The 22,348-nt window shown below is 47.7% G+C and carries 16 protein-coding genes and 3 pseudogenes; 7 read left to right on the forward strand and 12 right to left on the reverse strand.

Annotation, left to right across the window (positions count from 1 at the left end):
- Positions 1-51: 51 nt before the first annotated feature.
- Entirely contained in the window at positions 52-822 is a 771-nt protein-coding gene (locus DWX76_RS08475; protein ID WP_107000951.1) for a ParA family protein, read from the reverse strand.
- Between the two features lie 158 nt (positions 823-980).
- Positions 981-1,520: an HD domain-containing protein gene (locus tag DWX76_RS08480; protein WP_243021913.1), complete on the reverse strand. Its 540-nt coding sequence runs from the start codon at positions 1,518-1,520 to the stop codon at positions 981-983.
- Positions 1,521-2,126: 606 nt separating this feature from the next.
- Between DWX76_RS08480 and DWX76_RS08485 the strand changes: the two genes are divergently transcribed.
- Entirely contained in the window at positions 2,127-3,077 is a 951-nt protein-coding gene (locus tag DWX76_RS08485; RefSeq protein ID WP_022358786.1) for an alpha/beta fold hydrolase, read from the forward strand.
- Positions 3,078-3,537: 460 nt separating this feature from the next.
- Here the strand turns inward: DWX76_RS08485 and DWX76_RS15060 are convergent, their stop codons facing one another.
- From DWX76_RS15060 to rpmH, 9 genes and pseudogenes are all read right to left on the reverse strand, one after another.
- Positions 3,538-3,666 (reverse strand): hypothetical protein, encoded by a 129-nt coding sequence (locus DWX76_RS15060; RefSeq protein WP_270224374.1) that lies wholly within the window; start codon positions 3,664-3,666, stop codon positions 3,538-3,540.
- A 94-nt stretch (positions 3,667-3,760) separates the two neighbouring features.
- Positions 3,761-4,443 (reverse strand): annotated as a pseudogene (rsmG, locus tag DWX76_RS08490) (16S rRNA (guanine(527)-N(7))-methyltransferase RsmG).
- Positions 4,444-4,787: 344 nt separating this feature from the next.
- Positions 4,788-6,695 (reverse strand): tRNA uridine-5-carboxymethylaminomethyl(34) synthesis enzyme MnmG, encoded by a 1,908-nt coding sequence (mnmG, locus tag DWX76_RS08495; protein ID WP_118570495.1) that lies wholly within the window; start codon positions 6,693-6,695, stop codon positions 4,788-4,790.
- A gap of 358 nt (positions 6,696-7,053) precedes the next feature.
- A pseudogene (gene mnmE / locus DWX76_RS08500) lies at positions 7,054-8,431 on the reverse strand (tRNA uridine-5-carboxymethylaminomethyl(34) synthesis GTPase MnmE).
- Between the two features lie 461 nt (positions 8,432-8,892).
- The gene (jag, locus tag DWX76_RS08505) at positions 8,893-9,561 is read right to left on the reverse strand and encodes an RNA-binding cell elongation regulator Jag/EloR (protein ID WP_107000956.1); all 669 of its coding nucleotides are present in this window, start codon (positions 9,559-9,561) and stop codon (positions 8,893-8,895) included.
- 14 nt (positions 9,562-9,575) lie between these two features.
- Positions 9,576-10,829 carry a YidC/Oxa1 family membrane protein insertase gene (locus DWX76_RS08510; protein WP_412694023.1) on the reverse strand — a complete coding sequence of 418 codons (1,254 nt, stop codon included), beginning with the start codon at positions 10,827-10,829 and terminating at the stop codon, positions 9,576-9,578.
- Positions 10,830-10,848: 19 nt separating this feature from the next.
- A complete protein-coding gene (gene yidD / locus DWX76_RS08515) occupies positions 10,849-11,058 on the reverse strand; it encodes a membrane protein insertion efficiency factor YidD (protein ID WP_333489800.1) in 210 nt (69 codons plus the stop codon).
- Positions 11,054-11,413: a ribonuclease P protein component gene (gene rnpA / locus DWX76_RS08520; protein ID WP_107000958.1), complete on the reverse strand. Its 360-nt coding sequence runs from the start codon at positions 11,411-11,413 to the stop codon at positions 11,054-11,056. Before rnpA ends, yidD begins: the two co-directional genes overlap by 5 nt.
- A 191-nt stretch (positions 11,414-11,604) precedes the next feature.
- Entirely contained in the window at positions 11,605-11,739 is a 135-nt protein-coding gene (gene rpmH / locus DWX76_RS08525) for a 50S ribosomal protein L34 (protein ID WP_087225913.1), read from the reverse strand.
- A 599-nt stretch (positions 11,740-12,338) separates the two neighbouring features.
- Here rpmH and dnaA point away from each other — a divergent pair.
- The 6 genes and pseudogenes from dnaA (at position 12,339) to gyrA (ending at position 21,004) form a co-directional block, all read left to right on the forward strand.
- Entirely contained in the window at positions 12,339-13,709 is a 1,371-nt protein-coding gene (gene dnaA / locus DWX76_RS08530) for a chromosomal replication initiator protein DnaA (RefSeq protein ID WP_022358493.1), read from the forward strand.
- 285 nt (positions 13,710-13,994) lie between these two features.
- Positions 13,995-15,113, forward strand: coding sequence for a DNA polymerase III subunit beta (dnaN, locus tag DWX76_RS08540; RefSeq protein ID WP_022358494.1), 1,119 nt, complete (start codon positions 13,995-13,997; stop codon positions 15,111-15,113).
- Positions 15,114-15,169: 56 nt separating this feature from the next.
- Positions 15,170-15,376 (forward strand): RNA-binding S4 domain-containing protein, encoded by a 207-nt coding sequence (locus tag DWX76_RS08545; protein ID WP_107000960.1) that lies wholly within the window; start codon positions 15,170-15,172, stop codon positions 15,374-15,376.
- Between the two features lie 11 nt (positions 15,377-15,387).
- A complete protein-coding gene (gene recF, locus DWX76_RS08550) occupies positions 15,388-16,497 on the forward strand; it encodes a DNA replication/repair protein RecF (protein WP_117796771.1) in 1,110 nt (369 codons plus the stop codon).
- Positions 16,498-16,519: 22 nt separating this feature from the next.
- Positions 16,520-18,432: pseudogene (gene gyrB / locus DWX76_RS08555) on the forward strand (DNA topoisomerase (ATP-hydrolyzing) subunit B).
- A gap of 46 nt (positions 18,433-18,478) precedes the next feature.
- The gene (gene gyrA, locus DWX76_RS08560) at positions 18,479-21,004 is read left to right on the forward strand and encodes a DNA gyrase subunit A (RefSeq protein WP_117796769.1); all 2,526 of its coding nucleotides are present in this window, start codon (positions 18,479-18,481) and stop codon (positions 21,002-21,004) included.
- A 295-nt stretch (positions 21,005-21,299) separates the two neighbouring features.
- Here gyrA and DWX76_RS08565 read toward each other — a convergent pair whose 3' ends face one another.
- On the reverse strand, positions 21,300-22,286 hold the full coding sequence (locus DWX76_RS08565) for a LacI family DNA-binding transcriptional regulator (protein ID WP_412694025.1): 987 nt from the start codon (positions 22,284-22,286) through the stop codon (positions 21,300-21,302).
- Positions 22,287-22,348 lie beyond the last annotated feature (62 nt).

The following is a 22,348-nucleotide window of genomic DNA, read 5'->3' on the forward strand; positions in this document are numbered from 1 at the left end:
ACGCCCCGGCAGGCATCCTTTCTGAATTTCACTTCACCGTTATTTTCCTGCCTACAGCTCTTCTCCCCGGCTGATCACCTCTGCTGCCAGCAGACGGTAGCTCTCTGCACCAGTCGAACGGCTGTCGTACAGGTTGATCGGCATTCCGTGGCTCGGCGCCTCCGCCAGTCGCACATTTCTCGGTATGATCGTCTTGTAAATCCGCTCATTTAAGTTCTGTTTTACATTCTCTACGACCTGCAGGGAGAGATTCGTTCTCGCATCATACATGGTAAATACCACGCCCTCCAGCTCCAGCGACGGATTCATCTTTTTCCGGACCAGACCGATCGTCCGGAGTACCTGGCTCAGTCCTTCCAGCGCATAATATTCGCACTGGATTGGCACCAGCACCGTATCTGCCGCTACCAGCGCATTGATCGTCAAAAGACTCAGCGACGGCGGGCAGTCGATGATAATAAAATCATACTGATCGCGGATTGTCTCCAGATAACCGTTTAACACCGACTCTTTATTTTCCACATCCAGAAGTTCAATCTCAGCTCCTGCCAGATTCGAATCCGAAGGAAGAACATCCAGATTTTCCTGAACATCGCGCATCAGACAGTCCTCCAGTGTGCAATCGCCCAAAAGCAGCTCATAGACTGTATCTTCAATCTGTTCTTTTTCCAATCCCAAACCAGTGGTTGCATTTCCCTGCGGATCAAAATCGATCGTCAGAACCCTCTGTCCCGCCTCTGCCAGGCATGCCGACAGGTTGATCGCCGTTGTCGTTTTACCTACGCCGCCCTTCTGATTTGCAATCGCAATCGTTCGTCCCATACCGTATTCCTTCCATTTCCTCGGTTTTATCTCACATGAAAGACAGGAAAAAGCCTTCCCGCAGGCATCCGCACAGCGATTTCCAGCTTTTTCCCGTTCTTGTCTTGCCTAATAGTATAACACACTTAAAACTCATTTCCTACTTTTTTAGAAAAATTTCATTTAAAATGTTTCACGTGAAACATCGGCTCCACCGTCTCCCCCAGAGCACACCATTTATCTGCCAGACACACAATCCATGCCTCGCGGCACTGAGGCGGCACCGGTATCAGCGGAAACATATGACGTGCGATGATATTTTTTTCCTTCCAATTTAAATGATAATCTCTCTGTGCATTTCCAAGCGCTGTTTTCGGGTGACGGAAGCCGTGCAGGCGGTGCGAGGAATCCTTCTGATGCCAGTCATACAAAAAATAATCGTGCAGCAGTGCCCCTCTCACAAGTGATTTTGGTTCCAAGCGAATCTGCCACCGTTCCATCATCCAAAGGCTTGTGTAGGCAACATTGAGGCTGTGGCGGTAAATGGATGTCGTACCATGCTGCATCGCCAGCTTCTCCTCGTCTAAGCGCCCTTCCTGCTTCAGTTCGCGTATCGTTTCCGCCAGCAGCCGCTGCCTGCCCGCCGACAACTGAAAAGATTTCTCTGTCTTCCGTTCCATACGATGCTGAAAGCATAACTTATTTTCCTTCTTTATCATATCGCGCATTTCTTTCCCCATTGATTGATTTTTTGATACGTGAACATTATAATGAATTTAATATCGATTTTCAATGAAATTTTGTTTACATAAAATAGCATATTCATAACTGTTCACAGGTAGAAATTTTCTGAACTGAAAATTCCGAACGCTACCGTTCTGGTTGCAGATTTTTCCGATTTGAAATGCGAAGCATCGGCAAAATCCCGTTACTTGGGCACACATCTGTGAACAAATATTCTGTGAAAAACACGCTGGAAATAGCTGAACTGGAATACAGGAAAATATGATATAATGAGCGCAGAAGAAAAGAATGCGGCTGCGAAGCAGACATATTCTTTTCTTGCGCCATTAAGGAACGAACAGCCATGCGAAGCAGGGCGGTAGAACGCGATAGCGCGGGTTCGTGAGTGGACGGGTGAGAATACGTTCATATGATATATATGAACACTTAGCGATGCATTTTCGATCCTAGTGCGAGTCATACCTAAATACTTAATGAAGCCAAGACAAAGGCGATAGCTGAATTTAGTATTTATGGTATAATAGAATTACTTGATGAGATATTTTCGAGTTTAATTTTTCGATTCAAAAGGAGCTTTCTATATGAACACAAAAAACAAGATCATGACCTGCCTGATGCTGTCCGCCGGCGGCGCAGTTTCACTGGCACTTTTAAATAAATATATTCAATTTTCTGCCACCTCCCGCGGTCTGACCCGGGAAGAGAATTCTCTCTGCTACAAATGGCGGCTGGGAAATATCTACTATACAAAATGCGGTTCCGGCAAACCGCTTCTGTTAATTCACGATCTGCACTTTGCATCGAGCGGCTATGAGTGGGAATCCATCCGCGAACAGCTCAGCCGCTCCTACACCGTCTACACGCTCGACCTTCTCGGCTGCGGACGCTCCGAGAAGCCGAACCTGACCTACACAAATTACCTGTTTGTCCAGCTGATCTGTGATTTTATCAAATCTGAGATCGGACATCGGACCAACATTCTCTCCACCGGTGATTCAGCGGCACTGTCTATCATGGCGTGCAGCAACTCTCCAGAACTGTTTGATCAGATCATGCTCATCAACCCGAGCAGCCTTACCGACTGTTGTCAGCTTCCGGGTAAAAATGCCAAGCTTTATAAGCTTCTTCTGGATCTCCCGCTGGCTGGAACGCTCATTTACCACATTGCGTGCAGCCGCTCTATGATCGAAGAGGCATTCCGCACCAAATATTTTTACAATCCGTATACCGTAAAACCGGTTCAGATCGACCGCAGCCACGAAGCCGCACATCTCGGTGAATGTCCGAAAGCGATCTTCTCCAGTATTGAATGCCGCTATACCAAGTGCAATATTTCCAATGCTCTCAGGAAGATCGACAACAGCATCTTCATCATCGGCGGTTCCGAGGAACCGATGATCGAGGCGACGATTCAGGATTACAAGATTTATAATTCCGCAATCGAGTCCTCTATCATCCCGAAGACCAAACATCTGCCGCAGTTAGAACAGCCGGATGCCGTGATGGATGCGATCCATATGTTTTTTTCTTAAAAAAGGATAATGCGTATGCATACCGCGGAGCGTTTTTTTCGTCATAGTACGAAGCTTATTACTGTTCACGCATACGTACCCAGTGACGGAATTTGCCGTGGCTTCGCATTTAAATACGGCAAATTCCTGCTGCCACCACGTTTTCTTACGGCACTTTCGGTTCCAACAGTGCCTACCCGCGAACAGTTACTCTCTCTTTCCCACATCTCCATAAAAATTGCTTTTTCATACTCATACCATGATGCAGATACCATTTTCCAGTATCTTTCATATTCACAGCGTCATCCTTCCGTGCGCCTTGTTTGTTTCTTCTTGATAGGAACGGTCCTAATGTTTCATCCAGGTCCCGCCGCACTATCTATATACAAACAAAACCCCCGGAATGCTCCTCTTTATTCTACATTATTCCCACTCGATCTCCTCGGCTTTCGCACAAAAAACTATATTCTGTAACGAAAACTCAAATTTTATAAATTTTTCCTATTATCTTCAGCTCTGCCATCGCCTCTACCTGCTTCTCCAGATTTCCTCTGTCATATGCCTGATACGGCTTCTGGAACACAATCTTCCAGGACAAATATTCAGTCATACATTTTTGTTTAAACCCCGCCTATATGAAAAAGAAAGACTGTATATCCTACGTGTTCCATATACAGTCTTTCTCTATCTACCTTTTGATTGCTTTATTTCAGCGGCTCCCGCGACGGCGTTCCCGCTTTTCTCGGATACTTCTTTCCCGTCCTCTCTGTCTTATGAATCCGGACCAGGTTACGCTCATCCTCATTGGCAAGGTGGAAGGAAATCACATCCTCCAGCTCGCCGCCCAGCTTGCGGATCGCACCTTTTCCCGTCTTCATCTCTTCCTCCAGTTTGCCCGATTTGTACGGCACAAACCAGCCACCCACCTTGACAAACGGCAGGCAGTATTCCGACAGCGTGGACAGATTTGCCACCGCGCGTGAAACGCAGAAATCAAATGTTTCACGTGAACATTATCATGTGCTGCATCCTCCGCCCGTCCGTGAACCGCCTGAATTTTTTCCAGTTCCAATGCCTGAATTACCTCGTTCAGAAAGTTGATCCGCTTATTTAAAGAATCGAGAAGCGTGACCTTTAAATTTGGAAATGCAATCTTTAACGGGATACCCGGAAATCCAGCTCCCGTTCCAACATCGATCAACGTATACTCTTTCTCTGCCAGATCCGGCACCGCTTTCACAAGTGCCAGACTATCCGAAAAATGTTTGGTCACAACTTCCTTCTGTTCCGTGATCGCTGTCAGATTCACCATCGTATTCCAATGAATCAACAGTTCATAGTAATCGTAGAACTGCTTGATCTGGTGTTCATTTAACGTGACGCCCATCTCCTGCGCTTCTTTCTGAAGCTGCTCGGTAAAGTCTGCCGGAGGCAGAACCACACCGCTTTCTACTTTATTTTCTTCTGCCATAAATATATCCTTTATGATATGTTCTATTTTTTCTCAGGTTCTTATCTATCTTACATTTTGAGTTGCTGCAATGCGTTTACCTGTTTCCATGCAGTCTCTGACTCGTTACTGTTCACGCATACGTGCCCAGTAACGGAATTTGCCGTGGCTTCGCATTTAAATACGGCAAATTCCTCCTGCCACCAGGTTTTCTTACGGCACTTTCGGTTCCAAAAGTGCCTGCCCGTGTACAGTAACTCTGAATCCGCTCGTTTCTATATTTACAGTTCTTTCTTCTCTTCCCCATGCCCCGCATGGCGGCTCTGCTCTAAGTGTACCAGCAGCACCGAAATATCCGCCGGTGACACGCCCGCGATTCGGGATGCCTGACCGATATTTGCCGGTTTATAGAGATTTAATTTCTGTACTGCCTCACGGCGCAGGCTTCCGACCGTGGAATAGTCGAAGTTTTCATCCAGCTTCCGGCTCTCCATCTTCTTGAACTGTGCAACCTGCTGCAGCTGGCGGCGGATATAGCCGTCATACTTGATGTTGATGTTGATCTGCTCGATCACATCTTCCGGAAGTTCCGGACGGTTCGGATCCAGCTCTGCCAGTGCTTCATAGCTTAACTCCGGACGGCGTACCAACTCTGCCAGCGTTGCCGCGGTCTTGAGCGGGGTGCTTCCGTGGCGCTCTAAAAATTCCTGTACTTCTTTTCCAGCGCCAATGTTGATCTTCTCCAGACGCTTTGCCTCTTCCTCGATCATTTTTTCTTTCCAGAGGACACGCTCATACATCGCATCACTGACCAGTCCAATCTCATGCCCGATCGGGGAAAGACGCAGATCCGCGTTGTCCTGACGCAAAAGCAGGCGGTATTCCGCACGCGACGTCATCATCCGGTACGGTTCATGGTTTTCTTTGGTAACCAGATCGTCGATCAAGACACCGATATACGCCTGGGAACGGTCGAGGATGATCGGTTCTTTTCCCAGCACTTCGCGCGCCGCATTGACACCCGCCATAAAGCCCTGTACCGCCGCTTCCTCATAACCGGAGCTTCCGTTAAACTGACCGCCGCTGAACAATCCCCGGATCGCCTTAAATTCCAGCGATGCCTTTAACTGGCGTGCATTGATACAATCGTACTCAATTGCATATGCATTTCGAACAATTTTGACATTTTCAAGTCCCGGCACGGTACGGTACATCGCGTACTGCACATCCTCCGGCAGGGAACTGGACATACCGCCCAGATACATTTCATTCGTATAAATTCCCTCCGGCTCGACAAAAACCTGATGACGGTTCTTATCTGGAAATTTTACCACCTTATCCTCGATCGATGGACAGTAACGCGGACCTGTTCCCTCGATCGCGCCCGAAAAGAGGGGCGATCGATCCAGGTTGTTGCGGATGATCTCATGTGTTTTCTCATTGGTATAGGTCAGCCAGCAGGACACCTGCTCCTTCTGCACCGACTCCGGATCGGTGGAAAAAGAAAATGGCACAACCCTCTCATCGCCGAACTGCTCTTCCATCTTAGAAAAATCAATGCTGCGCTTATCGACACGCGCCGGTGTGCCCGTCTTGAAACGGAACATCTCGATTCCCAGCTTTTTCAGGGAATCTGTCAGATGGTTTGCCGCCTGCAGACCATTCGGTCCGGTCGGATTGCTCACATCGCCATAGATACATCTCGCTTTCAGGTACGTTCCCGTTGCCAGCACCACCGCCTTGCAGTAATACGTCGCGCCGGAGTACGTTTTCAGTCCTTTGATCTGATCTTCTTCCACGATCAGCTCTGCCACCTCTCCCTGACGGATCGTCAGGTGATCGGTATTTTCCATGGTACGGCGCATCTGGCGGGTGTATTCCTGCTTGTCCGCCTGCGCGCGGAGCGAATGCACCGCCGGTCCCTTAGACTGGTTGAGCATCTTGGACTGTATAAAGGTTTTATCTATATTTTTTCCCATCTCGCCGCCGAGCGCATCCAGCTCGCGCACCAAGTGGCCCTTCGAGCTTCCGCCGACATTCGGGTTGCACGGCATCAGGGCGATGCTGTCCACGCTGACGGTAAACACGATCGTCTCGAGTCCCAGTCTCGCGCTTGCCAGCGCCGCCTCACAGCCGGCGTGTCCCGCCCCGACGACCGCTACATCATAATTTTCTGTTAAACAGGGCATGTTTCCTCTTTCCTCTCTATCTCTGCGTTCTATTCAAGTCGAACATCCGTGAGACTTGGCGCGTGATTCTGGTCAGCGTAAGCTGACATATTCTTTACAGAATCACTGCGCATCCTCGCGGAGCGTTTATCTCAGTCGGAGACAAGGCTTCCACTGAGACAAATTTGCTATTACTCACCACCTGAAGAGGTGGGAGTCTTCTCGACTGAGATAAACGCTACGGCTCATGCGCCGTATGTTTCGCAGCCGATTTTACTGCAGCTGCACATTTCAATTCGATCAAACGCCTTATATTCTTTCTTGTTTTCAGATCCACCCTATCATACCACAAGGAAAGAAACCTTGCAAAAAAATTGATCTATTTCCCCATACAAAAATGGCTGAAAATCTCATTCACCAGATCCTCTTCCAGTGATTCCCCAAGGATCGTTCCAAGATGTTCATAGGCATCCATCAGATCAATCGAGAAAAAATCCTCCGGCATCGCATTGTCGATGCTTGTCTCGACCAGGCGCAGGCTTTTCAGCGCCTGCTCCATCGCCGTCTTGTGACGGACGTTTGTCAGCATGACTGATCGTTGAAATTCAGGTTTCCCTGCAAGAACATCGTCTGAATTTTTTCCTCCAATCGATCAATTCCCTGCTGTTCCTTCGCCGATACCGGGATCACTTCCTGCCCGCACGCTTCGCGAAGCGCTTCTTCTGTGAGAACCGGTTCCAGATCTGTCTTATTTAAGAGGACGATCACCTTCCGTCCCCGGATCAAATCGAGGATCTGACGGTCATTTTCATCCAGCTCCCTTGATCCATCGACCACATACAAGATCAAATCTGCCTCATCCGCAATCTTTCTCGCCCGTTCCACGCCAATCTTTTCAACGATATCCTCCGTTTCCCGGATGCCCGCCGTATCGATCAAATTTAAGCTAAGCCCGCGCAGACGGATATTTTCCTCCAGCGTATCGCGTGTCGTACCGGCGATCTCTGTCACAATCGCGCGCTCCTCTCCCAGCAGTACATTCATCAGGGACGATTTTCCTGCATTCGGCTTACCTAAGATCACGGTTTTGATCCCCTCCGTCATGATACGCCCGTTGTCAAACGTCCCGATCGACGCCTCCAGTTCCATCTCAATCGGCTGCAGCGTCTCCCGAGGCGCTCCGGGTATCCGTCCAGAGAAATATGCTCCGGATCATCAAGTGCGGACTCAATAAAGGCAATCTCATAGATTAGTTTTTCGCGAAGTTCCCGCACTTTCCGCGACATTGAACCGCTCAACTGGCTGACCGAAGACTGCAGCGCATACTCATTTTTCGACTGGATCACATCGATCACGGCTTCCGCCTGCGAAAGATCAATTCTGCCATTTAAAAACGCCCGCTTCGTAAATTCGCCTGGTTCCGCTAGCCGCGCCCCACATTTTACCGCCAGCTCCAGAATCCGCTTCATCACCAGCACGCCTCCGTGACAGTCAATCTCTACCGTGTCCTCCGCCGTATAACTGTGCGGACCGCGCATCAAAAGAAGCAGCACTTCATCGATCCGTTCCTCTCCATCCCGAATATATCCATAATGAATCGTATACGTTTTCTGCTCCGAAAGCCTCTTCCCCGCCACCGCCGGTTCAAACATCCGCTCCGCCACCGCCACAGCGTCCGAACCGCTAATCCGGATAATCCCAATCCCCGAACTCGAAAGCGCCGTCGCGATCGCGGCGATTGTATCTGTATATACCATATATATATAAATCCTTCCTTGCTTTTTATCTTCTTATTCTATACCATATGGAAGCATTTTCCCATCTTTATTTACAAATCTAGTCTAATATTTATTTCTTTTTTCATGTTTTCACGATAAACCTTGGCGCGCGAGAAGTGCAGGATGGCAGTTCCGGCTTTCAGTTATTCCAGTTGTACGCATTTTGAGCCATCTGTCCGAATGGGACGGATGTAGTCCACTTTACAATAGGACTCCACTTTCCTGTGCGGTCCGTAATACATACTCACGCCTGCATTGGCAAAAATTCTTTGTCGAAGACAAATTTGCATGAATTTTTGCCGTTTTGTGAACGGAGTGAACAAATCGCAAGCGAACAACGAAAAACTGAGAAGCCAGGGCTGTCATCCTGTACCTCTCGCGCTCGATCCCCCACAAAAAAGAAGGTCTAGATACCTCCAGACCTTCTTCGTCACACTTATTTACTTCTCATATCTCCCATACCCGTCACTTCTCTCGCGTCTGCCCTCACGCTTCAGCGAAATAATCACATGCCGGAACGGATCCTCGCCCTCGCTGCGGGTGGTGACATACTTGTCATTCTGCAGCGCTGCATGAATGATCCGTCTCTCATACGGGTTCATCGGCTCCAAAGATACGGAACGTTTCGTTCTCTTTACCTTGTAAGCAATGTTCTTTGCCAGTGTCTCAAGCGTCTCTTTCCGTCTCTCGCGGTAATTCTCGGTATCGAGCTTCACGCGGACGTAATTCTCGCTCTTCTTGTTGACAACCAGGCTGACCAGATACTGGAGAGAATCCAGGGTCTGACCTCTCTTACCGATCAAAATACCCATATCCTCGCCGGAGAGGTCGATGTTCATCTCGCACTCTTCCTCATTGAAAGCCGCTGCGATCTTCACATCTAAGTTCATCGCATCAAATACCTGGCTTAAAAAGTCGATCGCACGATCCTCGAGCGTCTCTTTCTTCTTAGCACGGATGATCGCCGGTTTCGCGCCGATCCCCAGAAATCCGGCGCTTCCTTTTTCGACCACTTCGTACTCTAATTTATCACTGGTGGTTTCCAGTTCAATCAGTGCCTTTGTTACTGCCTCATCGACTGTCTTAGCGGTAACCGTAATCATATCCATCCTGCGCCCTCCTTCTATTTTTTCGCGTGCTTATCGTTGTACTTCTGCACCATCTTTGCCTTGGAAGCCAGACTACCCGGCTTCGGATCGGAATTGTAAAATGCTTCAGACGCCTCCATCTGCTTTTTATTGCGGGAGATCTTGTCCTCTTTCGCCTTGCTTTCCGCATCCTCGCGTGCCTGAAGCGCCTTTAAATTCACGCTTGCCTTCTCGCTGACATTGGCCGGCGGCAGACCTTTTCTCGCTCTCTTCTTGTTCATCTTCTCCACATTGCGGCGGATCAGATCATCGACATCGATCTTGTTCATATGTGCATTTACGATCAGCTGCTGAACGAGCTGGAATGCACCCTGAACGACCCAGTAGATACCGATCGCGGACGGCAGGGAGAAACAGAAGAATACGGACATCAGCGGCATCGTGATCATCATGCTGTTCATCATGCTCGCGCCCGGTGCGTCCTGATCCACCTGCTGTAAATTGGAAATCAGCTTGGTGGAGATCCACTGGGTCAGACCTGCGAGGATCGGGATGATCCATGCGATCGTGATGTGGTTAAAGCCGGTAAACGGAGGAGTTGCCAGATTGATGCCGAAGAAATAGTTCATACTCTCAATCTTGTCCGCATTCTCCGCGATGGTGGAAGAAATCTGCGGAAATAAACTTTCCAGCGTATCCCATCCAGCCGGTGTCAACTTATATAACATATCTACGACTTTGTTTGCCACGGTGTAGTCTACCTTGTCCACCGCCATGCCGACGCCGCTTGCCAGCTCGGAAATCTTGTTGATGTAATCCGGCTGCCCCATCAGCGGGTTCGCTACGTTGTCAAAAAAGACACGTACTGACGGTACGTATGCCGGAATGTTGTAGATAACCCGGTACAAAGCGAAGATAATCGGAAGCTGAATCGCCATCGGCAGACATCCTGCCATCGGATTCGAGCCATATTTCTCATAGACTGCCTGCATCTCGACCTGTTGTTTAGCCATCGATGCCTGATCGGTTTTTCCCTTATACCTATTCTGAACCGCCTTGATTTCAGGGTTCATAAGCGACATAAGTTTTGACGATTCCTGCTGTTTGATCGTCAGAGGAAATAACAGTAACTTTGTGATAATGGTAAACAGGATGATACACAGACCGATATTCATGATCCCCATGCTGCTGGTAATCCGGAATAAAAAGTCCATGATATAACCAAACACGCTGGCGATCGGTCCCATGATCGAACCTGCCTTTGTCGCAACTAAAACGCTAACGTCCAATGAACTACCTCCTCATCCTTTACGGAACTGGATCATAACCGCCTTCTGCAAATGGATTACAGCGAAGAATCCGCTTACATGCCAAAATCATACCTTTTACAGCGCCGTACTTTTTAAGTGCCTGGATGGCGTACTCCGAGCACGTCGGCGTGTACTTGCAGTGAGGTCCTGTCATAGGGGAAATATAGAGCTGATATCCCCGAATCATCTTTATCAAGATCTTCTTAATCAATATTCTCACTTCGATTCTCCAGAATGTTATGCAGTCCGCATAAGTGCAGGTATGCACTCTCAATTTTTTTGAAGTCTGCTTCTTTCGCTGCCGGTCTGGCAACGACTACGATGTCTAATCCGAGTCTGACTCTGTCCTTATTTAACCGATAGCTCTCCCGTACCAACCTTGTCACGTGATGGCGGACCACGCTGTTTCCAACCTTTTTGCTGACGGAGATACCGATCCGAGGCTCCTTCCCGTCATCCACCCGCTTCACGTACATAACCAGAAGCTTATTGGCATAGGATTTCCCTGTCTTGTAAACCTTTTGAAATTCGCTGTTCTTCTTAATTGAATTAAAACGCTTCATTAAAATCACCAATGATAAATAATATAAAATAGAATCCGGCTCGCCGGATTCACGCACCTAGGTGCGATTGCATTAGCATCATTTTCCCCTGCACCGAGTGTACATCGCAGAGCTTTTCTTAATATTCTTAGAACTTTTTCTATGAATATTAAGAAAGGCCACAATCTATAACTCGATTGCGGCCTCGTTCATTAAGCAGATAATTTTGCTCTACCTTTTGCTCTTCTGGCAGCCAGAACTTTTCTTCCACCTGCGCTGCTCATTCTCGCACGGAATCCATGAACTTTTGCTCTCTGTCTTTTCTTCGGCTGAAATGTCATCTTCATGTCTGCATACACCTCCTCATCCATAATATAGTAAGAGAAATCCACGCTTCCTCCGGCTCACGCCGAAATCCGCATTCTTCTCAACATAGTTAGACTATTGTAATTAAACATCTTCTCCATTATATAGAAGAATTCCGCATTCGTCAACCACTATTTTGATCTTTTTAATCCCCATAGAACAAGGAATTTCTGTGGTTTTTCCACCATTTCGATCCTGCGTCCCCACAGATCGATCGTCGATTGCTGTCGAGGTACCTTATTGTATACAGTATACACACCGGGGCATTTCCATTTTGTGGATAAAAAAATCCTTATTTTATCAGCATTCCCGCCACCTATTCACAGCTTATCCTCCACTTATCCACACTTTGGGGATAACTTGTGGAAAAACCGTGGAATACGATCTGGATAAGCTTCTGATTGTTCACACCCATTCATCAAAAAGCCTTATTTTTCGGCATTTTTTCCACGTGGATAACTGAATTTCACTTATTCACATTGCGGGTTTTTATTGAAAAATGTGGACAAATCATGTAGAATAGAACTTAGATTGGGTTATTTTGCAGTTTTGGCTGCTTTTTACGTTTAGGAGACACAGTATGATAGAGAAAATTAAGGAAAAATGGGATGAAATTCTCCTCCATATTAAAGAAGAACACGAACTGACGGACGTTTCTTTCAAAACATGGCTGCTTCCGACGCAGCCTTATTCCATGAAAGACGGCACCCTTCAGATCCTGGTTCCGGATGTGCAGTTTCTCGGCTATATCAAAAAAAAATACGGACTTTTGATCCAGATTACCATCGAAGAACTAACCGGAATCGAGTGTGAGGTCGATTTTGTCACCATCGAACAGGTCGATGAGCCGCAAAAAGAGACGGACAAAAGCCATCTGATCAACCGCCCGTCCGAGGTCAGCCGCCAGCTCATCCAGGATGCGAACTTAAATCCGCGCTACACATTCGACACCTTCGTCGTCGGCGCGAACAATAACTTAGCGCACGCCGCTTCCCTCGCCGTGGCAGAATCTCCGGGTGAGATCTACAACCCTCTCTTCATTTACGGGGGTGTAGGTCTGGGAAAAACGCATCTTATGCACTCGATCGGACATTTTATCTTAAAAAACAATCCAAAAGCGAAGGTTCTCTACGTTACAAGTGAGAAGTTTACGAACGAACTGATCGATGCGATCCGGAACAAAAACAATATTTCCACCACGGAGTTCCGTGAAAAATACAGAAACAACGACGTCCTCCTCATCGATGATATCCAGTTTATTATCGGTAAGGAATCGACACAGGAAGAATTTTTCCATACCTTCAACGCACTCTATGAAGCGAAAAAACAGATCATTATCTCCTCAGATAAACCGCCGAAAGAGATCGAGACGCTGGAAGAACGGCTTCGTTCCCGTTTCGAATGGGGCTTGACCGTCGATATCCAGTCGCCGGATTATGAAACCCGTATGGCGATCCTCCGCAAAAAAGAGGAACTCGAGGGCTACAATATAGATAATGAAGTGATCAAGTACATCGCCACCAACGTCAAGTCCAACATCCGTGAACTCGAGGGCGCCCTCACCAAGATCGTCGCCCTTTCCAAGTTAAATAACAAGGAGATCACGACGGAGCTGGCGGAGGAAGCGCTCAAGGATCTCATTTCCCCGAACGCGGAGAAAGAAGTGACCCCGGAGCTGATCATCCAGGTCGTTGCCGATCATTTCGGTATCACTCCGCTTGACATCTCCTCCCAGAAGCGCAACAAGGAGATCGTATTCCCGCGCCAGATCGTGATGTATATCTGCCGTTCGATGCTCGGAACTTCCCTGCAGAATATCGGCAAATATTTAGGCGGTCGGGATCACACGACGATCATCCACGGTCACGACAAGATCGCTGCCGATATGGAGAAAAACGAATCGCTTCGCAATACAGTGGAAATCTTAATGAAAAAGATCAGCCCACAGTAGGTTTCTTCCACAATTTCGCGTGGAAAAGTGGTTGAAAACCTGTGGATAACTTTTCCCACATTTTGCTCCATTTCAGGGCTGTGGATAATTCAAAAGTTATCCAGCCGGTTCCGGACAGTTTTACACAGCCTTTTTAACCATTCAAAAGGAGTCTGAACCCCTGTATTTTCAGGGCTGTCCGGAGAATTCCACATATTCACAGCCCCTACTACGATTGCGACGAAATTTATATATATCTTTTCTTTCCGTTCCACGTTATTTTTAGCAAAGGAGTTATCAACAAACATGAAGCTTTCATTTGAAAAAGATCATTTAATGAACGGCATCAACATTGTTCTGAAGGCCGTTCCTTCCAAAACCACCATGCCGATTCTCGAATGCATCCTGATCGATGCTGTTTCGGATGAGATCAAACTGACCGGCAACGATATGGAGCTGGGAATTGAGACGAAGGTCGAAGGAACGATCCTGGAACGTGGAAAAATCGCTCTTGATGCCAAGCTTTTTTCCGATATTATCCGCAAGCTCTCCGGCGAAAATTCTACGATCACGATCGAATCGGATGAAAAATACAACACGACGATCACCTGTGACAAGGCTATTTTCCAGATTCAGGGCAAGGACGGCGATGAATTTTCCTATATTCCCCACATTGAGCGGGATAAATTCATCACACTTTCCCAGTTTACCTTAAAAGAGATCATCCGCCAGACGATCTTCTCGATCTCGCCGAACGACAGCAACAAGATGATGACCGGTGAGCTGATGGAGGTCACCGGCAATGAACTTAAGCTCGTTTCCCTCGACGGACACCGCATGTCGATCCGCAAAGTTGCATTAAAAGAACAGTACAGTGATATAAAAGTCATCGTTCCTGGCAAGACTTTAGGTGAGATCAGCAAGATCTTAAACGGTGACAACGACTCTGAGGTACAGATTTTCTTCAGCACCAACCACATCATGTTTGAATTTGACGACACGATCGTGTTATCCCGCCTGATTGAGGGCGAGTATTTCCGGATCAATCAGATGCTTTCCTCCGATTATGAGACGAAAGTTACCTTGAACCGCCGTGATTTCATGGATGCGATCGACCGTGCGAGCATTCTCGTCCGTGAAAATGATAAGAAACCTTTGATCTTAAACTTTACCGATGAAGAAATGGAGTTAAAGATGCACTCCGCCTTCGGTACGATGGATGCCCGTCTGGCCATTACCAAGTTTGGAAAAGACCTGATGATCGGCTTCAACCCGAAGTTTTTGGGTGATGCGTTACGAATCATCGATGATGAGGAAGTGACTCTGTACATGATGAATCCGAAATCCCCGTGCTTTATCCGGGACGAGGAGGAGACTTACATCTATCTGATCCTGCCGGTCAATTTCAATGCGGCAGCGATCTAACCTGCCATTTTTAGACATGGCAGGTGCAGACAGTAACAGAAAGGATCTGAAATAAGATGGAGATCAAACTGAGAGATGAATTTATAAAACTGGGTCAGGCGCTCAAGGCAGCTGGTCTGGTAGAGTCCGGCGTGGACGCCAAATTTGCGATTCAGGACGGGCTTGTGAAGGTCAATGGCGCGGTGGAGATGCAGCGCGGCAAGAAGCTTTACGACGGGGACAAAGTCGAGTATGACGGAGAGACCGTAACAATCACCAAATAAAGGATGGTTTCATGTTTATCGAATCGATCGAACTCAAAAATTATCGCAATTACGGGGAATTACATATGGATTTTGATCCGGGGACGAATGTTCTCTACGGAGACAACGCGCAGGGTAAAACCAATATCCTCGAAGCGGTCTACGTGTGTGCGACGACCAAGTCCCACCGCGGCAGCAAGGACAGGGAGATCATCGAATTCGGAGAGGACGAGTCCCACATCAAGATGCAGCTTCGCAAGGACGATGTGCCATACCGGATCGACATGCACCTAAAGAAAAATAAGACGAAGGGCGTGGCGGTTAACGGGATTCCGATCCGGCGGGCGAGCGAGCTTTTCGGCATCGTTAACGTGGTGTTTTTTTCGCCGGAAGATCTGAATCTCATTAAGAACGGGCCGGCGGATCGGCGCCGTTTTATTGATCTGGAATTATGCCAGTTAAACCGGCTCTATGTTCATTCGCTGGTGCAGTACAACCGGGTAGTGATACAGAGAAATAAGCTCTTAAAGGAGCTGTTTTTCCATCCCGAGTACGAGGAGATGCTGGATATATGGGATATGCAGCTTGCTTCCTACGGGCGGGAGGTGAGCCAGTACCGGCGGGAATTTATCGGTGAATTAAACGAATTGATCCGTCCGATCCATCAGAAATTGTCGGGCGGAAAGGAAGAGCTTGTTATTCAGTATGAGCCGAACACGGAGGCGGATCAGCTGGAAGCGGCTGTCAAAAAGAGCCGCGAGGCGGACCGGAAGCAGAAGACGACGCTGGTCGGACCGCACAGGGATGACTTAAGTTTCTATGTCAACGGGATTGACATCCGGCGCTTCGGTTCACAGGGACAGCAGAGGACGGCGGCATTATCGCTCAAACTGGCGGAGATTGAGCTGGTTAAAAAGATCAAAAAGGAGTATCCGATTCTGCTTCTCGACGATGTTTTGTCGGAGTTAGATGGGAAACGGCAGGATCATCTGCTCGCCAGCATCCGCCACATACAGACGATCATTACCTGTACAGGCTTGGATGATTTTATCAGCCACAGCTTCCAGATAGATAAGACCTTTCGGGTCGTGAGCGGGACGGTCACCTGTGAACGTCCAAACAAGACAACTAGTCAGACATAAAACAGCAAGTGAAGGAGGAACTATGGGTTCAGAATACAGTGCAGATCAAATACAGATATTGGAGGGATTGGAGGCGGTCAGAAAGCGTCCTGGTATGTATATAGGCAGCACATCTGTAAGAGGCCTCCATCACCTGGTGTATGAGATAGTTGACAACTCCGTGGATGAGGCGTTAGCCGGATTCTGCAGTCACATCGAGGTGCAGATCAATGCGGACAATTCCATCACGGTACAGGATGACGGTCGTGGTATCCCGGTTGATACTCAGAAAAAAGCCGGACTTCCGGCGGTTGAGGTTGTATTTACGATCCTGCATGCAGGCGGTAAATTCGGCGGTGGCGGATATAAGGTATCAGGCGGACTTCACGGTGTAGGTGCATCGGTTGTAAACGCCCTTTCCGAGTGGCTGGAGGTTGAGATCTGCGGGATGGAAAGGTATATAAGCAGCGCTATGAGCGCGGTAAAACCATGTATCCGCTGAAAGTAGTCGGTGAATGTGCTCCGGATAAGCACGGCACACGGGTTGTATTCCTGCCAGATAAGGAGATTTTCGAGGAAACGGTCTACGACTATGATACGTTAAAAGTACGCCTGCGTGAGACGGCATTCCTGACGAAAAACTTAAAGATCACCCTGCGGGATGACAGAGAAGTGAAGCATGAGAAGACCTTCCACTATGAGGGCGGTATCAAGGAATTTGTCACCTACTTGAACCGGAGCAATGAGAAGCTCTATGAACCGGTTATCTACTGCGAGGGCATCAAGGACAAGGTATTTGTCGAGGTGGCGATGCAGCATAACGATTCCTACACGGAAAATATCTACACCTTCGTCAATAATATCAATACACCGGAGGGCGGTACCCATCTGGCCGGCTTTAAGAGTGCTCTGACCAAGACTTTTAATGACTATGCAAAGAAAAATAAGCTTCTCAAGGAAAATGAGCCGGCACTCAGTGGTGAGGATATCCGTGAGGGCCTTACAGCCATCATCAGCGTCAAGATCGAGGAGCCTCAGTTTGAGGGACAGACGAAGCAGAAACTTGGCAACAGCGAGGCCCGCGCGGCGGTCGATGCGATCGTGAGCGAGCAGCTGACATATTTCCTGGAGCAGAATCCAACGGTTGCCAAGATTATCTGTGAGAAATCAATTCTTGCCAAGAGAGCCCGCGACGCAGCCCGCAAGGCGCGCGAGATGACGAGACGTAAATCAGCGCTTGACGGCATGGCGCTTCCAGGAAAATTAGCCGACTGTTCCGACAAGAATCCGGAAAACTGCGAGATCTACATCGTAGAGGGAGATTCCGCGGGTGGTTCTGCGAAAGAGGCTAGAAATAAATCCAATCAGGCTATTCTGCCTCTTCGAGGCAAGATCTTAAACGTAGAAAAAGCAAGACTGGATCGAATTTACGGCAATGCGGAGATCCGTGCGATGATCACGGCATTTGGTACCGGTATTCATGAAGATTTTGATATTTCAAAACTTCGTTACAACAAGATCATTATCATGACCGATGCCGATGTGGACGGTGCTCATATCAGTACCCTGCTTCTGACGTTCCTGTATCGTTTTATGCCGGATCTGATCCGGGATGGACATGTATATCTGGCACAGCCGCCGCTTTATAAGATCGAGAAGAATAAGCGTGTCTGGTATGCATACAGCGATGATGAGCTGAATTCGATTCTGACTGAGATTGGCCGTGACAACAACAATAAGATCCAGCGTTATAAAGGTCTGGGCGAGATGGATGCGGAACAGCTTTGGGAGACTACCATGGATCCGGAGCGCCGAATTCTTCTCCGTGTACAGATCGACAGTGAGACTGCTTCGGAGGTTGATCTGACATTTGCTACCCTGATGGGTGATCAGGTTGAGCCGCGCCGTGAGTTTATCGAGGCAAATGCGAAGTACGTAAAGAACCTGGATATTTAATTAAATTTAAGTCACTTAAATCCTTTTGAGGACGAAAGGAGTATAGATGGAACCAAATATATTTGACAAAATTCATGACATTGATCTGAAAAAGACAATGGAAACGTCTTACATCGATTATGCGATGAGCGTTATCGCCGCCCGGGCACTCCCGGACGTGCGCGACGGCTTGAAACCGGTGCAGAGACGAGTGCTTTATTCGATGGTTGAGCTGAATAACGGTCCGGATAAGCCGCACCGTAAATCCGCCCGTATCGTCGGTGATACAATGGGTAAATATCATCCGCACGGCGACAGCTCCATTTACGGCGCATTGGTTAATATGGCTCAGAAATGGGCTACCCGTTACCCGCTTGTAGATGGACATGGAAACTTCGGTTCCATGGACGGCGACGGCGCTGCAGCGATGCGATACACCGAGGCAAGGCTGAGCCGTATTTCCATGGAGATGCTGGCAGATATCGGCAAAAATACCGTTGATTTCATGCCGAACTTTGATGAGACTGAGAAAGAACCGACGGTTCTTCCGGCTCGTTTTCCCAATATTCTGGTAAATGGCGGCACCGGTATCGCCGTTGGTATGGCAACGAATATTCCGCCTCACAACCTGCGTGAGGTGATTGCTGCCGTTGTCAAGATCATAGACAACCGGGTGGAGGAAGACCGCCCGACTACCATTGAAGAACTGATGGAGATCGTAAAGGGACCTGATTTTCCGACAGGAGCAACCATCCTTGGAAAAGCGGGCATCGAAGAAGCTTACAGAACCGGACGCGGCAAGATCCGTGTACGGGCTGTATACAATATCGAGGCCATGGCAAATGGCAAGAGCCGTATCATCGTGACAGAGCTTCCTTATGCAGTGAATAAGGCTCGTTTGATCGAAAAGATCGCAGAGCTTGTAAAGGATAAAAAGCTTGATGGAATCACGGATCTGCGTGATGAATCCAACCGTGAGGGACTTCGGATCTGCATTGAACTGCGCCGTGATGTGAATGCCAATGTCATCATGAACCGTCTGCTGAAGCATACACAGCTGCAGGACACCTTTGGTGTGATTATGCTGGCGCTGGTTAATAATGAGCCGCGTATCTTAAATCTGCAGCAGATCCTGGAATATTACTTAAAGCACCAGGAGGATGTGGTAACCAGAAGAACCAAATATGATCTGAACAAGGCAGAAGAGAGAGCCCATATTTTGGAAGGTCTTTTAAAGGCACTGGATCATATCGATGAGGTTATCAAGATTATCCGTGGTTCTGCCAATGTTCAGGCGGCGAAAGCTCAGTTAATGGAGCGTTTTGATCTTTCGGATGCACAGGCACAGGCCATCGTAGATATGCGTCTGCGTGCTCTGACCGGTCTGGAACGCGAGAAACTGGAAAATGAATATAAAGAGCTGGAGGCAAAGATTGCAGAGTTGAAAGCGATTCTGGCAGATGAGAAGAAACTTCTGTGTGTTATCAAGGAGGAGATCTCCCTCATCGCTGATAAATACGGAGATGACCGCCGTACCGCCATCGGATATGATGAATACGATATGTCTGCGGAGGATTTGATCCCGGATGACGATATCGTTGTGACCATGACCAATTTTGGCTATATTAAGAGAATGTCCAGCGATAATTTCAAGAGCCAGAACCGCGGCGGCAAGGGAATCAAGGGCATGCAGACTATTGAGGAAGATTATATCGAAGATCTGCTGATGACCACAACCCATCATTATGTGATGTTCTTTACCAACAAGGGACGCGTATACCGTCTGAAGGGATACGAGATTCCGGAGGCAGGACGCACTGCCAGAGGTACTGCCATCGTGAATCTGCTTCCGCTGATGCCAGGCGAGAAGATCACATCCATCGTTCCTATGAAGGAGATCGATGATGAGAAATATCTCTTCATGGCAACCCGCAATGGTATGGTTAAGAAGACTCCGATGAAGGAATACAGCAATGTCCGCAAGAACGGTCTTCAGGCGATTGTACTTCGTGATGACGATGAATTGATCGAAGTTAAGGCTACCGATAATACCGAAGATATTTTCCTGATCACAAAGAAAGGTATGTGTATCCGATTCCATGAGACCGATGTCCGCGTGACAGGCCGTGTTTCCATGGGGGTTATCGGCATGAAGTTTGATGAAGGCGATGAAGTCATCGGTATGCAGATGGCCAGCCAGGGAGAATGCCTGCTGGTAGTATCGGAAAATGGTTATGGAAAACGCACTCCGATTGATGAATTTACAGCCCAGAACCGAGGCGGCAAGGGCGTGCGCTGCTATAAGATCATCGACAAAACCGGTGATTTGGTGGGTGCAAAGCTGGTAGATAATGAGCGCAAGATCATGCTGATTACCAATGAAGGCATCATCATCAAGATGGCAGTCAGCGACATCTCGATTATCGGACGCAATACCTCCGGTGTGAAGCTGATGAGTATTGATGCTGAATCCGGCATAGCAGTTGCAAGCATCGCTAAGGTGCGGGAGAGCGACAAGGATGAGGATGAAGAAGACGAATTTCTGGAGGAACAGGACGGAGAAGAAACCGAATCTGAGAATACGGAAGAATAAAAGTTACAGTTCAGCCATGCGCTGGTTTGAATGAGAAAGTGTGTTGCAAGCTTGCTTGCATAAGCACTTTTTCATCCAAATCAGCATATGGTGGACCCACCATGCTTCTTGTTTTCATGAATATGGAAACAAGAAGATGTCATGGCTGAACTGTAACGAATAAAAAGTAAAAAAGATCAGATATCCTTGATCTTTGAAAAGAAAATCATAAAAAAGAGAACATCCGGCAATTCATAAACTGGAATTAGCGGGTGTTCTCTTTTTGATCTTTATAAGGCGCAGTATTTTAACAGCGTCACAGCGTCGTTTCTCTCTGAATGAGGCGGCACCTGAATTCCTGGTAGGTAAATTCAGATTCACGGTTTTCGATCATAGCAAGAAGAAGTTTGGCAGCATACTCGCCCATTTGATCGTAGGGAATATCAATGCCGCTGATAGAAGGATAGTCCATTTCATAGAAATTCACCTCGTTCAGGAAGATATGGCGAATTCTCTGAGGGATGGAAAAGCCTGTTTTTAATATTTCACGCTGCAGCAGCAGTCCAATGTCGTAGTTTTGAGAAATGGCAAGATCAAAACTGCGGTTTTCCATGTATTTAGCTAAAAATTGCTGCAAATGAATCAGATCACGATCCTTGATAGGGCAGATCACGTGCTCCAGATGGCAGTTCGGTGCCGTCCGGCGAAGCAGGGATTCAAAAAGCGGATATTTATTATTAACTAAAAGACCGTCATTGCTGATGGAAAAATACCGCACTTCGCGGATTCTCTTTTCCAGACAGAAGGAGGCACATTCCTGCAGGGCATATTCAAATGCATGGGGGAACGGCGTTTTTTTTGAGAAAACCCCGTCCATACAGATAACCACATAGGGAATATGATTTTCATCGGCCGGTTTTGTAAAAGCAGCGTGATCATCGTTGGAAATAAAAATGAGTCCATCGATCACGTTGGAATAATAGCTTTTGACATAATCCAGAGAAGAATCTATATCATCCATTTCATTGAAAATCGTGATGGTATAGTCGATCTGGGACAGGTACTGGCTGATTCCGGTAAAAGCGTTTAAGAAAGCCTGGCGGCTGTAATCCTTTGCACATACAATTCCGATGGACGTGCAGTTTTTGGTCCGCATGCTTTTGGCGGAAGCATTGGGATAGTAGTGAAGTGTTTCAACGGCATCTAAAACCTTGCGTCTGGTTTCCTCACTGATCTTCTGATTCTGGCGATTATTGATCACATAAGATACAGTCGCCTGAGAGACTCCGCAGAGTTTTGCGATGTCTTTTGCAGTAACATTTTTTTTTCATAATTTTGTAGACTCCTTATAACACTTTTACAGTT

It is taken from the genome of Clostridium sp. AF21-20LB (genome assembly GCF_003478795.1).
GTDB lineage: Bacteria > Bacillota > Clostridia > Lachnospirales > Lachnospiraceae > Otoolea > Otoolea fessa.

What these genes read in the sequence shown, in the direction of transcription:
- DWX76_RS08475 (WP_107000951.1), bottom strand. Translation starts at nt 822, where the DNA reads ATGGGACGAACGATTGCGATTGCAAATCAGAAGGGCGGCGTAGGTAAA.
- DWX76_RS08480 (WP_243021913.1), bottom strand. Translation starts at nt 1,520, where the DNA reads ATGATAAAGAAGGAAAATAAGTTATGCTTTCAGCATCGTATGGAACGG.
- DWX76_RS08485 (WP_022358786.1), top strand. Translation starts at nt 2,127, where the DNA reads ATGAACACAAAAAACAAGATCATGACCTGCCTGATGCTGTCCGCCGGC.
- DWX76_RS15060 (WP_270224374.1), bottom strand. Translation starts at nt 3,666, where the DNA reads ATGACTGAATATTTGTCCTGGAAGATTGTGTTCCAGAAGCCGTATCAG.
- mnmG (WP_118570495.1), bottom strand. Translation starts at nt 6,695, where the DNA reads ATGCCCTGTTTAACAGAAAATTATGATGTAGCGGTCGTCGGGGCGGGA.
- jag (WP_107000956.1), bottom strand. Translation starts at nt 9,561, where the DNA reads ATGGATATGATTACGGTTACCGCTAAGACAGTCGATGAGGCAGTAACA.
- rnpA (WP_107000958.1), bottom strand. Translation starts at nt 11,413, where the DNA reads ATGAAGCGTTTTAATTCAATTAAGAAGAACAGCGAATTTCAAAAGGTT.
- rpmH (WP_087225913.1), bottom strand. Translation starts at nt 11,739, where the DNA reads ATGAAGATGACATTTCAGCCGAAGAAAAGACAGAGAGCAAAAGTTCAT.
- dnaA (WP_022358493.1), top strand. Translation starts at nt 12,339, where the DNA reads ATGATAGAGAAAATTAAGGAAAAATGGGATGAAATTCTCCTCCATATT.
- dnaN (WP_022358494.1), top strand. Translation starts at nt 13,995, where the DNA reads ATGAAGCTTTCATTTGAAAAAGATCATTTAATGAACGGCATCAACATT.
- DWX76_RS08545 (WP_107000960.1), top strand. Translation starts at nt 15,170, where the DNA reads ATGGAGATCAAACTGAGAGATGAATTTATAAAACTGGGTCAGGCGCTC.
- recF (WP_117796771.1), top strand. Translation starts at nt 15,388, where the DNA reads ATGTTTATCGAATCGATCGAACTCAAAAATTATCGCAATTACGGGGAA.
- gyrA (WP_117796769.1), top strand. Translation starts at nt 18,479, where the DNA reads ATGGAACCAAATATATTTGACAAAATTCATGACATTGATCTGAAAAAG.